This window comes from Mycobacterium sp. NPDC004974 (assembly GCF_053600815.1).
In genome coordinates this window covers 57,956-70,699 of sequence record NZ_JBSGAQ010000015.1, presented here as the reverse complement: position 1 = coordinate 70,699, position 12,744 = coordinate 57,956, and the positions used below count along the sequence as shown (strand labels likewise).

The following is a 12,744-nucleotide window of genomic DNA, read 5'->3' as shown; positions in this document are numbered from 1 at the left end:
CCGCCGAGCAGACGCAAAACTGCCCCTTTTCGCTTGAAAAGGGGCAGTTTTGCGTCTGCTGGCGCTAGGAAATCGGGACGAAACCCGTTCCCGGTCGGTTCTTGGCGGTGATGTCCGCCAGCTGCGTGTTGAACGACATCGTCACGGCCGGCGTGTGCAGCGGCACGAACTTCACCACGCAGGTCGGCAGTTCCTCGGAGTAGGCGCCGTGAATCATGCCGACCAGCCGGTTGTTGACGGTCACCGGCGCACCCGAGTCACCGGGCTGCCCGCACACCTGGTTGACGATGGTGCCCGGGTCCTTGCCCGGACCCCATGTCACGCCACACGAATATCCCGTGGTGCGCCCGAGCTTGCACGCGATCTCACCGAACGCCGGATCCGGCCCCAGGCCGTCGATCTGAAACCCGTTGACGTTGTTGGTCGGGGTCACCTTCGCCGGGTCGAACTGGATGACCGCGTAATCGAGGCCATCGTTACCGGCCACCATCGTGCCCAGCACCCCCGCGCTGTCGGCGCCTTCAGCCGACACCGTGGCACCCGGTCCGCCGCAGTGCGCCGAGGTGAAACCGATGAGCCGGCCGGCACTGTCGTGCCCGATCGTGGTGAGCGTGCAGAACGCATCGCCGTTGACCACGATGCCCGAGCCGCCGCCCAGCACCACCGGCGGATCAGCATGCGCCGGGGCAGGGGTCAGCATCGCCACGATGCCGATGACGGATGCACCAATGAGCCACTGCCAGCGGTGTCTGCTCGTCAAGAGTCCTCCGATCGACGCGCCCGACCCGCGCAAGTCAAGAATGAGGTCAGTCTACTAAGACGCGGATGTCGGCCGGGATCGTTAACGGGTTCGCCGCATGGCAACATGAACGCCATGAGCACAGGCGACCGCAGGGACGGCGTTCCGACGACGGTGACCTCGATTCCGCTCGTCGACCCGCATGCCCCCAAGCCGGACCCCTCGATCGGCGACCTGGTCAAGGACGCCACCGCGCAGGTCTCCACCCTGCTGCGCGCCGAGGTGGAGCTGGCCAAGGCCGAGATCACCCGAGATGTGAAGAAGGGCCTGACCGGCAGCGTGTTCTTCATCGCCGCGCTGGTCGTCCTGTTCTACTCGACCTTCTTTTTCTTCTTCTTCCTGGCCGAGCTGCTCGACACCTGGCTCTGGCGCTGGGTTGCCTTCCTGATCGTGTTCGGCCTCATGGTGCTGACCACCGGGGCGCTGGCGGTGTTCGGCTTCCTGAAGGTGCGACGGATCAAGGGTCCCCAGCAGACCATCGAATCGGTCAAGGAGACACGCGAGGCACTGACGCCCGGCCACGACAAGGGAGCCCTGCCGGCCGTCCAGACCAAGTCGGCCACCGACCCGTCAGGCTGGTAATGCCCCCACCCGACCCGTCGATCACCAGGATCGAGGGGCCATGGCGGCATCTGCAGGTGCACGCCAACGGCATTCGCTTCCATGTCGTCGAGGGCGAGAGCTCGCAACCCGACCGTCCACTGGTCATTCTTCTGCACGGGTTCGGCTCGTTCTGGTGGTCGTGGCGTCACCAACTCACCGGACTGACCGGAGCCCGGGTCGTCGCGGTCGACCTGCGCGGCTACGGCGACAGCGACAAACCACCGCGCGGTTACGACGGCTGGACCCTGGCCGGGGACACCGCCGGACTGGTCCGGGCGCTGGGACACAAGACCGCGACGCTGGTCGGTCATGCCGACGGTGGCCTCGTGTGCTGGGCGACGGCTGTGCTGCACCCCCGCGTGGTCAACGCGATCGCCCTCGTCAGCTCACCGCACCCGGTGGCTCTGCGGGCCTCCACACTGACCCGCCGGGACCAGGGCCGGGCCCTGTTGCCGTCGATGCTGCGCTACCAACTGCCCGGGTGGCCCGAACACGCGCTGACCCGGCACGACGGCGCTGAGTTGGAGCGCCTCATCCGCAGCCGGGCCGGGGCCAAATGGCAGACCAGCCAAGACTTCTCCGACACCATGGGCCATCTGCGCCAGGCCATCCAGATTCCGGGAGCCGCGCACTGCGCACTGGAATATCAGCGGTGGGCGGTTCGCAGCCAACTGCGCGGCGAGGGTCTGCGGTTCATGCGCTCGATGAAACGCCCGATCAACGTGCCGGTGTTGCACATGCGCGGCGACGCCGACCCGTATGTCCTCACCGACCCGGTGCACCGGACCCAACGTTATGCGCCGCACGGCCGCTACGTATCGATCACGGATGCAGGGCATTTCGGCCATGAGGAACAGCCTGAGGCGGTCAACGAGCAGCTCGGCCGCTTCCTGGCCCAGCTGCACGCCAAGTGATCAGGAGTTGATGCACGTCCCGGTTGCCACCCGCTGGGTGTTGCCGACCTTGGCCAGCTGACGCTCGACTTCCTTGGCGGTCAGCACGAACCCGGTGTCGGCGTCGTCGACTGCCGCACCGAACACCACGCCGAGCACCTTGCCGGCCCGGTTGATCATCGGGCCGCCGGAATTGCCTTGCCGCACTGTGCCCCTGACCGTGTAGACCTCGCGGGTGACGGTGGTGCTCCGGTAGATGTCGGGTCCGTTGAGCTCGATGATCTCGCGCACGCGGGCCGGGGTGGCCAGGAAGTCACCACCGCCCGGGTAACCCATCACCACCGCGTCGGTGCCCTTGGGGGCCGGTTGTTCGGCGAACTGCAGCGGAGTGATCGGCAGATTCGGGACATCGAGGATCGAGATGTCGGCGTTGGGGTCGTACGACACCACGCCCGCGTCGTAGGTCTTGCCGTCGGCCTCGATGGTCACGCTGTCGGCGCCGGCCACCACGTGGGCATTGGACATCACGCGATTGGGCGCGACCACGAACCCGCTGCCCTCCAACACCTTCTGGCAGCTCGGTGCGATACCGCGGATCTTGACCACGCTGGGCCGGCTCGTCGTCACGATGGGATCGGTGGCCAGCGAGGCGTCGGGGGCGTCGACGTTGACGATCGGGGTGCGGCCGAACGGTTCGAGCACATCGGGCAGCCCGGAGGTGTCCAGCAGCGCCGACAACCGGTTCGGGACGGAGCGCATCCAGTCCGGCGCCACCTTGTCGACCTCGGTCAGCACCCGCGAATTCTTCACTGCCGCAGCCAGATTGGGCTGATCAGAGGAGGTCAGCAGGCTACCGAGCAGCCACGACGCGACCAGGACCGCGACCAGCATCAGGCTGACTCCGACCACCGAGTCCAACGCCCGGAACAGGCGGTTGCGGATGGTGCCGCGCACGGCACGGCCAAGCACCACACCGGCGATCTCACCGATCACCACGAGCGCGAGGATCAGGAACAGCGTCGCGAACAGCTTGGTGCGGTCACCGCTGACGTGCGGGATCACGTGCGGCGCCAACAGCACGCCTGCCACCGCACCCAGCACCACACCGATGAACGACAGCAAGGAACCGAGCGCGCCGGAGCGCCAGCCTGAGATGGCTGCGACGAAGCCGATGCCGAGGATTGCGAAATCGAGCCAGACCGAGGGTGTCATCTATATCCACTTCAACATGGGGCTTCACCGTAACCGTTGTCATGCCCGACGAGGGCCATTGCGTCATCGAGTCCGCGGACGTCCTCGGTGTTCCAGGGCTTGGCCCAGCCCGCGACGTCGAGGATCGCCGAGATGACCTGGCCGGTGAAACCCCACACCAGCATCTCGTTGAGGAGAAAGGCCGGCCCGGCGAACCGACTGGTGCTGGCTTCCCGGCACACCATGATCCGGTTCTCCGGATTGATGAAGGCCCGCACCGGAACCCGTGCCACGACGGCGGTCTCGGATTCGTCGACGACGGCCACCGGGCCCGGGTCGGGTGAGTACGCCAGCACCGGGACCACGTGGAACCCCGACGGCGGGATGAACATCTTCTCCAGAGTGGCCAGTGGGTACAGCCGGCTGGTGTCGATGCCGGTCTCCTCCCACGCCTCGCGGAAAGCCGTGCCGACGGGGCCCTGGTCGCCGGGATCGGTGGCGCCGCCGGGGAACGCGGCCTGGCCGGCGTGGTGGCGCAGTGTCGAGGCGCGGACCGTCACCAGCAGGTCGGCATCCTCGGGAAGGAGTGGGGGTGCACCCTCGGGCGGGCCCGAGAACAGCACCAGCACCGCGGCGTCGCGCAGAGCGCCGGCCTGGGCGGCTTGGTTGTTGGCTTCGACGATGCCGGCCAGTACGTCCGGGGGCACCCGCCGGCGATAGGCGTCGGGCACCCGGTCGAGGTTGTCGACCAGTGGCTTGAGCCATGCCGGGGCGGCATCCGGGAACAGCCCGTCGCGCGTCGATCTCACCCCGGGTGCTCCTATCGGCTAGAGCGGATCTTCTCGTCGACCGCCGCCGCGATCTCGTCGGCGCTGACGAACGAGCGGGGCAGGGTCCCGGCCACGCTACCGTCCGCGCGCAGTACCACCGTCGCAGGCATGACGTTGGGCACCTTGAGCGCGGCCGCGACCAGCCGCCGGCCGTCCTGCAGCGTCGGCAGCCGCACTCCGAGTTCGGCCAGCCGCACCAGCGCCGCGGTCTCGTTCTCGTCCTGGTGCACGGTCACCACCAGCACATCGTCACCGACCCGGCGTTGGTATTCGGCCATCGCCGGCAACTCGTCGGCGCACGGCCCGCACCAGTAGGCCCACAGGTTGAGCACCACGGTCCGGCCCGCGAGCGCGGACGCCACGTCGACGGGCTTCCCGTCACCTGCGCAGTCCAGGGTGATGCCGCGCAAGGCTTCCGGACCCTCTCCGGTCCCGGGGCCCGGGCACGGCGGCAGATCCGCGCGGGCCCGGGGCCCGGCGAGGGCCTCGGGGGTATCGGCGTCGCGGTGATCACGGGAGGTGGACTGCCCCGCCCCGGCCTGCGGTGCCGGCTCGTCGCGCAATTCCATCCAGAGCGCGGTACCCAGCGCCACCAAGACCACCAGGACCACCACGGTCCAGCGGGCCGATCTACTCATCTGGGTTCACAGCCCGGCCAGCGCCAGCAGATGCTCGGTCTCGGGACCCTTGACCAGGGCCGCGGCGGTCTCCGGATCCGTGGGCCCGAGCCCGAACGACGGGCAGTCCTTGGCCAGCACACACACCCCGCACGCGGGCTTGCGGGCGTGGCAGACCCGGCGCCCGTGGAAGATCACCCGGTGGCTCAGCAGGGTCCATTCCTTGCGTTCGATGAGCTCACCGATCGCGAACTCGACCTTGACCGGATCCTCCTCGGTCGTCCAGCGCCAGCGCCGCACCAGCCGCCCGAAGTGCGTGTCGACGGTGATCCCGGGGATGTCGAAGGCATTACCCAGGATGACGTTGGCCGTCTTGCGCCCCACCCCCGGCAGAGTCACCAGGTCTTCGATGTTGTCGGGCACCTGGCCGTCGAACCGGGCCACGAGCTCCTGGCCGAGCCGGATCAGCGAGTTGGCCTTGTTCCGGTAGAAACCGGTCGGCCGGATCAGCTCCTCCATCTCGGTGCGATCGGCCTGCGCGTAGTCCAGCGCCGTGCGGTACTTCTTGAACAGGGCCGGGGTGGTCAGGTTCACCCGTTTGTCAGTGCTCTGCGCCGACAGGATGGTCGCCACCGCCAACTCCAGCGGGTTGGTGAAGTCCAGCTCGCAGTAGACATGCGGAAATGCTCGGGCCAGTTCACGATTCATCCGTCGAGCCCGACGCACCAGGCCCAGGTGGGTTTCGGTGTCCCACTTCTTGGACCGGCGCGTTTTCCCTGTTGGGGCGGCAGCCGCAGTCACGACAGTCAGCGTACTGACCTCGACGGACATACCGTGGCGCGGACCGGTGATGATTCGTGACCCCGCTGAGACCTGCGCCGTGTTAACTACTGCCTTGTGTCGTGGTTGCTGGTAGCGCTCATCCCGGGGTTGCTCATGCTGGCGGCGTTCGGGCTCGAGCGACTCGAATCGGGGTTGGACCGAGAACCGGGCCCGGCGGCGGCCGTGATACCACGGGTCAAGCCGGTGATCATCGACCTCGATAGTGAGCGTTTGCCGACGCGGTACTACGAGCCGCAGGCCATCAATACCGGGTTTCCTGCGTCTCGACCTGTCAATCGTGTGTAGCGTGGGCTAGTCGCGAAACCGCGTACCTCTAGACTGAGCAGGAAGTATCAGTAAGAGGACAACACACCCAATAGCTTAAGGGGCAACGTGGACGAGATCCTGGCCAGGGCCGGAATCTTCCAGGGCGTCGAACCGACCGCCGTGTCGGCGCTGACGAAGCAGTTGCAGCCCGTCGACTTCCCGCGCGGGCATACAGTCTTCGCCGAGGGCGAGCCCGGCGACCGCCTGTACATCATCATTTCCGGCAAGGTGAAAATCGGCCGCCGGTCACCGGACGGTCGCGAGAACCTGCTGACCATCATGGGTCCGTCGGACATGTTCGGCGAGCTGTCGATCTTCGACCCGGGGCCTCGTACCTCGAGCGCCACCACCATCACCGAGGTGCGCGCGGTGTCGATGGACCGTGACGCGCTGCGCGCGTGGATCGCCGACCGTCCCGAGATCGCGGAGCAGCTGCTGCGCGTGCTCGCACGCCGTCTGCGTCGCACCAACAACAACCTGGCCGATCTGATCTTCACCGACGTTCCCGGCCGGGTGGCCAAGCAGCTGCTGCAGCTGGCCCAGCGGTTCGGAACCCAGGAGGGCGGGGCGCTGCGCGTCACGCACGACCTGACGCAGGAAGAGATCGCCCAGCTCGTCGGCGCGTCCCGCGAGACCGTCAACAAGGCACTGGCCGATTTCGCCCACCGCGGCTGGATCCGGCTGGAGGGCAAGAGCGTGCTGATCAGCGACTCTGAAAGGTTGGCGCGGCGCGCCCGCTAGTTTTTCCGCGAAACGGTATTCCGGCAGCATTCGTTCGAGCAATCGGCTGCCGGAATACCGTTTCGGCGTTTACTCAGCTCCGCAGGTAATCAAGTTGAGCTTGGACGCTCTTCTCGGCGGCATCCCAGAGTTTCTGGTCGACGTCGGTGTAGACGTGCTCGACGACCTGTCGCGCCCCGGCGTCGTCCCCGAGTTCTCTCAGCGCTGCCCGTACCTGGTCCAACCGCTCCTCGCGGTGGGCCAGGTACATCGCGGTCACCGCCTGAAGATCGGGAAGGTCCGGTCCGTGCCCGGGAAGCACCGTGCGGGCGCCGAGACCTTGCAGCCGGTGCAGGGATTCCAGATAGTCGCGCAGGCTGCCGTCCTCGGTGTCGATGACGGTGGTGCCGCGGCCCAGCACGGTGTCCGCGGTCAACACGGCGTCGTCGAGCACGAACGACAGTGAATCCACGGTGTGCCCCGGGGTGGCCATCACCTTGATCCGCAAGCCCGCGGCGTCGATCACCTCGCCGTCGGTCAACGGGCCGCCCAGGCCACGCAGGAAACCGCTGCCGACTGACCGGACGGTGGCGCCGGTCAACTCAACGAGCTTGTCGATTCCGCCGGTGTGGTCCTCGTGCTTGTGACTGATCAACACCAGCGCGACGGTGCCCAGTTCGGCGATGCGGGCGATGTGCGCCTCATCGTCGGGCCCGGGGTCCACGACGACCATCTCGTCGCTACCAGGGCCGCGCAGCACCCACGTGTTGGTGCCCTCCAGGGTCATGAGCCCAGGGTTGTCACACAGCAGGACCGAGGCCGATCCGGTCACGGGCCTCAGCAGCCCGTAGGCCGGGTGTTGGGTCACGCTGGCACTCACACGGTTTCGACGATGATCTCGACTTCGACCGGCGCGTTGCGCGGCAGTTCCGACACGCCAACGGCTGAACGCGCGTGAGCGCCTGCTTCACCGAAGATCTCACCGAACAACTCCGAGGCGCCGTTGATGACGCCAGGCTGCCCGCTGAACCCGGGCGCGGAGGCGACGAACCCGGTCACTTTGACGATCCTGACGACGGAGTCGATGCCCACCAACGCGTGCACCGCTGCCAGCGCGTTGAGTCCGCAGATCCGGGCGAGCTCCGCGCCCTGCTCGGGGCTGACCTCGGCGCCGACCTTGCCGGTGGCCTGCAGCTCGCCGCCCTGGATCGGCAGTTGACCAGCGGTGTAGACCAGGTTGCCGGTCCGGACCGCGGGCACGTAGGCGGCCAGCGGCGCGACCACGTCGGGCAGTTCGATCCCGAGTTCGGCCAGCCGTCCGCTCACGGTCACTTCGGCCGCTTCAGGTAGGCGACATGCTGTTCGCCGGTCGGGCCGGGCAGCACCGAGACCAGCTCCCAGCCGTCATGTCCCCACTGGTCGAGAATCTGTTTGGTGGCATGGGTCAACAACGGCACCGTGGCGTACTCCCACCGGGTTGGTTCGCTCATGGGCTGAGCTTATCGGTCGGACGCTCAGGCTTGGTTAGCATGCACTGGTGGCAACCACTGAGAGCGGCGCCAAACACGTCGGCTGGCCGTCGCGGCTGACCAAGGCCCGGCTGCATTTCGTATCGGGTAAGGGCGGCACCGGCAAGTCCACCGTCGCTGCGGCCCTGGCCCTGGCCTTGGCGGCCGGCGGCCGCAAGGTGCTGCTGGTCGAGGTCGAGGAGCGCCAGGGCATCGCGCAGCTGTTCGACGTGCCGCCGCTGCCGTACGAGGAGGTCAAGGTCGCCACGGCCGACGGAGGCGGTCAGGTCAACGCACTCGCGATCGACATCGAGGCCGCGTTCCTGGAATACCTCGACATGTTCTACAACCTCGGGCTGGCCGGCCGGGCGATGCGCCGCATCGGGGCCATCGAGTTCGCCACCACCATCGCGCCGGGTCTGCGCGACGTGCTGCTCACCGGCAAGATCAAAGAGATCGTGACACGGACCGCCAAGGACGCCAAGGGCAAGCGCGGCGTCTATGACGCTGTGGTGGTGGATTCTCCTCCCACCGGCCGTATTTCGCGGTTCCTGGATGTCACCAAGGCGGTCTCCGACCTGGCCAAGGGCGGCCCGGTGCACTCCCAGGCCGATGGCGTGGTCAAGCTGCTGCACTCCGAGCAGACCGCCATTCACCTGGTGACGCTGCTGGAGGCACTTCCGATCCAGGAGACGCTGGAGGCGATCGACGAGCTCACCGAGATGGGCCTGCCGATCGGGAGCGTCATCGTCAACCGCAACATCCCGGCCTACCTACCCGCCGAGGATCTGGCCAAGGCCGCCGAGGGCGACATCGACGCCGATGCCGTCCGCGCCGACCTGGAAAAGGCTGGAATCACCTTGGCGGACAACGACTTCGCCGGCCTGCTCACCGAATCGATCCAGCATGCCACCCGGATCGCGGCCCGCGCCGAGAGTGCCGAACTACTCGACGCCATCGATGTACCCCGCCTGGAGCTGCCGGCGCTGGCCGACGGTGTCGATCTGGGCAGCCTGTATGAACTCGCCGAAGCACTCGAACAGCAGGGGGTCCGATAGTGAGCACGAAACCGCCCACCCTTGACATGCACGCCATCCTGTCCGACACCGCCAACCGCGTCGTAGTCTGTTGCGGCGCAGGCGGAGTCGGCAAAACCACCACCGCGGCCGCGATGGCGCTGCGGGCCGCCGAATACGGCCGCACCGTCGTGGTGCTCACCATCGATCCGGCCAAGCGGCTGGCCCAGGCGCTGGGCATCAAGGATCTCGGCAACACCCCGCAGCGGGTCCCGCTGGCTCCCGAGGTCACCGGTGAACTGCACGCGATGATGCTGGACATGCGCCGCACCTTCGACGAGATGGTGGTGCAGTACTCCGGGTCGGACCGCGCCGACAGCATTCTGGAGAACCAGTTCTACCAAACCGTGGCGACGTCGCTGGCGGGCACGCAGGAGTACATGGCGATGGAGAAACTCGGCCAGTTGCTGGCCGAGGACAAGTGGGATCTGGTGGTGGTGGACACCCCGCCGTCGCGCAACGCCCTGGACTTCCTCGACGCGCCGAAGCGGTTGGGCAGCTTCATGGACAGCCGGCTGTGGCGGATGCTGCTGGCGCCGGGACGCGGCATCGGGCGGTTGGTCACCGGCGCCGTCGGGCTGGCCATGAAGGCCCTGTCCACCGTACTGGGGTCGCAAATGCTTTCCGACGCGGCAGGTTTCGTGCAGTCACTGGATGCCACGTTCGGCGGGTTCCGCGAGAAGGCCGACCGCACCTACGAATTGCTCAAGCGGCGCGGCACCCAGTTCGTGGTGGTGTCGGCAGCCGAGCCTGATGCCCTGCGTGAGGCTTCGTTCTTCGTCGATCGGCTGTCGACCGAGCACATGCCGCTGGCCGGGCTGATCCTCAACCGCACCCACCCCACGCTGTGCGATCTGCATGCCGAGAAGGCCGAGGAAGCCGCTGACGAGTTGGCGGCGCAGGATCCGGAATCGCTGACCGCAGCAGTGCTGCGCATCCACGCCGAGCGGGCACACACCGCCAAGCGTGAGATCCGACTGCTGTCGCGGTTCACCGGCGCCAACCCGCATGTGGCGATCGTCGGCGTGCCGTCGCTGCCGTTCGATGTATCCGATCTCGAAGCGCTGCGGGCGATCGCCGATCAGATCACCGGAGAAGCGGCCGACGCCGCCTGACCGGCATCCTCCAGATATCGGCGGATCTCGTTGCCCAGCAGCCCCATCGCCTCCAGACAGGGATCGCGATGGTCCTCACCCCAGGCCCAGTTCGCCAGGACGGCGTAGCCCACCCGGCGCCCGCTCGCAGGGTGCCCGACGCATCCGATGTCGATGCGCGCATCGGAGATGGTCCCGGTCTTGTTCCAGAGTTCGAAGCCGGCGTCGGGCTCGGTGTGGGCCAGTGGGTCCAGGCCGAATGCCCGCGCCACCATGGACAGATCGGTGTTGACGCCGAGCCATCGCCGCACCCGCTCGGACGCCGCGGCGCCGTGGATGTCACCCGCGTGCAGACGTCCGACGAAGTCGCACAGTTCTGCGGCGCTGCCCGTTGAGAGGGTGAGCGGATCATCCTGGGATCGGTTCAGCCGCACCCGGTCCCGCAACCCGCTGGCGGTGAACCCGAGGTCGCGGGTGGCGCGCTGCACCTCGTCGAGCCCCAGCCGGCGAAGCAGCATGTTGGTGGCCATGTTGTCGCTGACCGCACCGATCAGCAGGCATAGGTCATCGATCCGGTGGTCCTGCTGCCGCAGGAGATAGAGGATGCCGGAATCCGCCACCTGGTCCTCGGCTGTGGCGGCGACGACTTCACCGGGGTTCAGGGTCACGTCGTCGAACCGGCGTGCCACCTCGGCCAGCAGGAAGACCTTCCCCACACTCGCCGTCTTGAGCACGCGGTCCGGAGTGTGCTCCCACAAGGTCTGGCCGGTGTTGAGGTCCGTGACGCGGGCCGACCAGGTCGCCGCGCCGGCCAGCCAGGACGAGGCCCGGGAGAAGAAGCCGCTCATGCCAGTTCGGCGACCTCGGCGTCGACGGGCACCCGCCCGAACCGCTTGCGCAGGACGTAGGCCACCACGACCACGACGAGGCTAACCACGCTGGCCAGCAGCTGGACGCGCTGATCGACGTCGAAGAGCATGGCCAGCAGCACCAGGACGAAACACGCGATCACCACGATGGTCAGATACGGGAAGAACCACATCTTCAGCGTCAGCTTGGACGGGTCTTCACGTTCGATGGCCCGGCGTACCCGCAGTTCGGAGATGCCGATCATGACGTACATGAAGATCGCGACCACGCCGCACGAGTTCACCAGGAACAGGAACAGTGAATCGGGAGCGATGTAGGCGAGCACCACGGAGATCCAGCCGATGACCGTGCTGGCCAGTACGGCCCGAGTCGGTACGCCGCGGGAGTTGGTGCGCACCAACCACTCCGGCGCGTCGCCGTGTGACGCGAGGACCCGCAGCATGCGCGAGGACGTGTAGATCGAAGAGTTCAGCACCGAGAGCACCGCGGTGAGGATGACGAAGTTCATGATCGCGCCGGCACCGGGAATCTCCAGTTTGTCCAGCGCGGCCACATACGGGCTGGACAGCACGGATGCGTCGTTCCACGGCAGGATGCACACGACGAGGAAGATCGACCCGACGTAGAACAGGATGATCCGCCAGATGACTCCGGTGGTGGCCCTGGCCACCGACTTCGCCGGCTCGGCGCTCTCCGCGGCTGCGATGGTGACGATTTCGGCTCCACCGAAGGCGAAGATCACCACCACCACGGCGCCCAGGATCGCCCCGACGCCGTTGGGCGCGAAGCCGCCGTGGGACACCAGATTGCTCAGTCCGCTGGTATCGCCCGGCCACAACCCCAGGACCCACAGCAAGCCCAGCACGATGAAGGACACGATGGCGGCGACCTTGATGCCGGAGAACCAGAACTCGAATTCACCGAACCACCGCACCGAGATCAGGTTGGTCACGGTCATCACGGCCATCAACAGCATGGCCATGATCCACAGCGGCAAACCGACCCAGACGGACAGGATCTTCGCCCCGGCAACGGCTTCCACCGCGATGATGATCACGTAGTAGTACCAGTACAACCAGCCGAGGGTGAAGCCCGCCCAGGGCCCGATGCCCATCCGGGCGTAGTCGGCGAACGCACCGGTCCGCGGCTTTGCGACCACCATCTCGCCCAGCATGCGCAGGGTGCACAACACCAGCGCGCCGGCCAGAACGTAGGACAGGATCGCGGCGGGGCCGGCGGTCTTGATGACCGCACCGCTACCGACGAACAGCCCGGCTCCGATGGCACCGCCGATCGCGATCATCGTCATGTGTCGCGTTTTCAGCGACCTGGCCAGGCCGGAGCGGGGTTCGTCGGTAGAGGACGACTGGGATGTCGATTCGAGCATGTGGGCG

Annotated in this window: 15 protein-coding genes; 5 read left to right on the top strand and 10 right to left on the bottom strand. The window is 67.2% G+C overall.

All coding sequences use genetic code 11. The annotated features are described in order from the left end of the window. Positions 1 to 64: 64 nt before the first annotated feature. Positions 65 to 700 (bottom strand): S1 family peptidase, encoded by a 636-nt coding sequence (locus ACWEFV_RS26675; protein WP_450072444.1) that lies wholly within the window; start codon positions 698 to 700, stop codon positions 65 to 67. Between the two features lie 174 nt (positions 701 to 874). Between ACWEFV_RS26675 and ACWEFV_RS26670 the strand changes: the two genes are divergently transcribed. Both ACWEFV_RS26670 and ACWEFV_RS26665 read left to right on the top strand, forming a co-directional pair. Continuing rightward, the gene (locus tag ACWEFV_RS26670) at positions 875 to 1,381 is read left to right on the top strand and encodes a phage holin family protein (protein ID WP_450072365.1); all 507 of its coding nucleotides are present in this window, start codon (positions 875 to 877) and stop codon (positions 1,379 to 1,381) included. After that, entirely contained in the window at positions 1,381 to 2,316 is a 936-nt protein-coding gene (locus ACWEFV_RS26665; protein WP_450072364.1) for an alpha/beta fold hydrolase, read from the top strand. The genes ACWEFV_RS26670 and ACWEFV_RS26665 overlap by 1 nt, the downstream gene beginning before the upstream one ends. On the opposite strand, the gene marP is transcribed toward ACWEFV_RS26665, so the two are convergent. From marP to nth, 4 genes are read right to left on the bottom strand one after another with little or no spacing between them, the layout of a single operon-like run. After that, a complete protein-coding gene (marP, locus tag ACWEFV_RS26660; RefSeq protein ID WP_135459093.1) occupies positions 2,317 to 3,507 on the bottom strand; it encodes an acid resistance serine protease MarP in 1,191 nt (396 codons plus the stop codon). A gap of 11 nt (positions 3,508 to 3,518) precedes the next feature. Next, entirely contained in the window at positions 3,519 to 4,295 is a 777-nt protein-coding gene (locus ACWEFV_RS26655) for an NUDIX hydrolase (protein ID WP_450072363.1), read from the bottom strand. An 11-nt stretch (positions 4,296 to 4,306) separates the two neighbouring features. After that, the gene (locus tag ACWEFV_RS26650) at positions 4,307 to 4,954 is read right to left on the bottom strand and encodes a TlpA family protein disulfide reductase (RefSeq protein ID WP_450072362.1); all 648 of its coding nucleotides are present in this window, start codon (positions 4,952 to 4,954) and stop codon (positions 4,307 to 4,309) included. Between the two features lie 6 nt (positions 4,955 to 4,960). After that, complete coding sequence (gene nth, locus ACWEFV_RS26645; protein ID WP_167858201.1) at positions 4,961 to 5,641, bottom strand: endonuclease III; 681 nt, start codon at positions 5,639 to 5,641, stop codon at positions 4,961 to 4,963. A gap of 507 nt (positions 5,642 to 6,148) precedes the next feature. Here nth and crp point away from each other — a divergent pair. Beyond that, positions 6,149 to 6,823: a cAMP-activated global transcriptional regulator CRP gene (gene crp, locus ACWEFV_RS26640; RefSeq protein ID WP_003883807.1), complete on the top strand. Its 675-nt coding sequence runs from the start codon at positions 6,149 to 6,151 to the stop codon at positions 6,821 to 6,823. A 73-nt stretch (positions 6,824 to 6,896) separates the two neighbouring features. On the opposite strand, the gene ACWEFV_RS26635 is transcribed toward crp, so the two are convergent. From ACWEFV_RS26635 to ACWEFV_RS26625, 3 genes are read right to left on the bottom strand one after another with little or no spacing between them, the layout of a single operon-like run. Next, a complete protein-coding gene (locus tag ACWEFV_RS26635) occupies positions 6,897 to 7,682 on the bottom strand; it encodes an MBL fold metallo-hydrolase (protein ID WP_450072361.1) in 786 nt (261 codons plus the stop codon). Next, a complete protein-coding gene (locus tag ACWEFV_RS26630; protein ID WP_135459106.1) occupies positions 7,679 to 8,134 on the bottom strand; it encodes a RidA family protein in 456 nt (151 codons plus the stop codon). Before ACWEFV_RS26630 ends, ACWEFV_RS26635 begins: the two co-directional genes overlap by 4 nt. Then, positions 8,131 to 8,292, bottom strand: a complete 162-nt coding sequence (locus ACWEFV_RS26625; RefSeq protein WP_018603531.1) for a DUF4177 domain-containing protein — start codon at positions 8,290 to 8,292, stop codon at positions 8,131 to 8,133. Before ACWEFV_RS26625 ends, ACWEFV_RS26630 begins: the two co-directional genes overlap by 4 nt. A gap of 44 nt (positions 8,293 to 8,336) precedes the next feature. On the opposite strand from ACWEFV_RS26625, the gene ACWEFV_RS26620 reads away from it, so the two are divergent. Further along, positions 8,337 to 9,368, top strand: coding sequence for an ArsA family ATPase (locus tag ACWEFV_RS26620; RefSeq protein ID WP_450072443.1), 1,032 nt, complete (start codon positions 8,337 to 8,339; stop codon positions 9,366 to 9,368). Then, positions 9,368 to 10,501, top strand: a complete 1,134-nt coding sequence (locus tag ACWEFV_RS26615) for an ArsA family ATPase (RefSeq protein ID WP_450072360.1) — start codon at positions 9,368 to 9,370, stop codon at positions 10,499 to 10,501. Before ACWEFV_RS26620 ends, ACWEFV_RS26615 begins: the two co-directional genes overlap by 1 nt. Here ACWEFV_RS26615 and ACWEFV_RS26610 read toward each other — a convergent pair. Together ACWEFV_RS26610 and ACWEFV_RS26605 are read right to left on the bottom strand one after the other, a co-directional pair. After that, positions 10,468 to 11,328, bottom strand: a complete 861-nt coding sequence (locus ACWEFV_RS26610) for a serine hydrolase (protein WP_450072359.1) — start codon at positions 11,326 to 11,328, stop codon at positions 10,468 to 10,470. The two genes, ACWEFV_RS26615 and ACWEFV_RS26610, sit on opposite strands and share 34 nt — an antisense overlap. Continuing rightward, complete coding sequence (locus ACWEFV_RS26605) at positions 11,325 to 12,737, bottom strand: amino acid permease (protein WP_450072358.1); 1,413 nt, start codon at positions 12,735 to 12,737, stop codon at positions 11,325 to 11,327. The genes ACWEFV_RS26610 and ACWEFV_RS26605 overlap by 4 nt, the downstream gene beginning before the upstream one ends. Positions 12,738 to 12,744 lie beyond the last annotated feature (7 nt).

Bases quoted from the DNA above. Each gene is read 5' to 3' on its own strand.
- ACWEFV_RS26675 (WP_450072444.1), bottom strand. From the start codon at position 700: ATGCTGACCCCTGCCCCGGCGCATGCTGATCCGCCGGTGGTGCTGGGC.
- ACWEFV_RS26670 (WP_450072365.1), top strand. From the start codon at position 875: ATGAGCACAGGCGACCGCAGGGACGGCGTTCCGACGACGGTGACCTCG.
- ACWEFV_RS26665 (WP_450072364.1), top strand. From the start codon at position 1,381: ATGCCCCCACCCGACCCGTCGATCACCAGGATCGAGGGGCCATGGCGG.
- marP (WP_135459093.1), bottom strand. From the start codon at position 3,507: ATGACACCCTCGGTCTGGCTCGATTTCGCAATCCTCGGCATCGGCTTC.
- ACWEFV_RS26650 (WP_450072362.1), bottom strand. From the start codon at position 4,954: ATGAGTAGATCGGCCCGCTGGACCGTGGTGGTCCTGGTGGTCTTGGTG.
- nth (WP_167858201.1), bottom strand. From the start codon at position 5,641: ATGAATCGTGAACTGGCCCGAGCATTTCCGCATGTCTACTGCGAGCTG.
- ACWEFV_RS26625 (WP_018603531.1), bottom strand. From the start codon at position 8,292: ATGAGCGAACCAACCCGGTGGGAGTACGCCACGGTGCCGTTGTTGACC.
- ACWEFV_RS26610 (WP_450072359.1), bottom strand. From the start codon at position 11,328: ATGAGCGGCTTCTTCTCCCGGGCCTCGTCCTGGCTGGCCGGCGCGGCG.
- ACWEFV_RS26605 (WP_450072358.1), bottom strand. From the start codon at position 12,737: ATGCTCGAATCGACATCCCAGTCGTCCTCTACCGACGAACCCCGCTCC.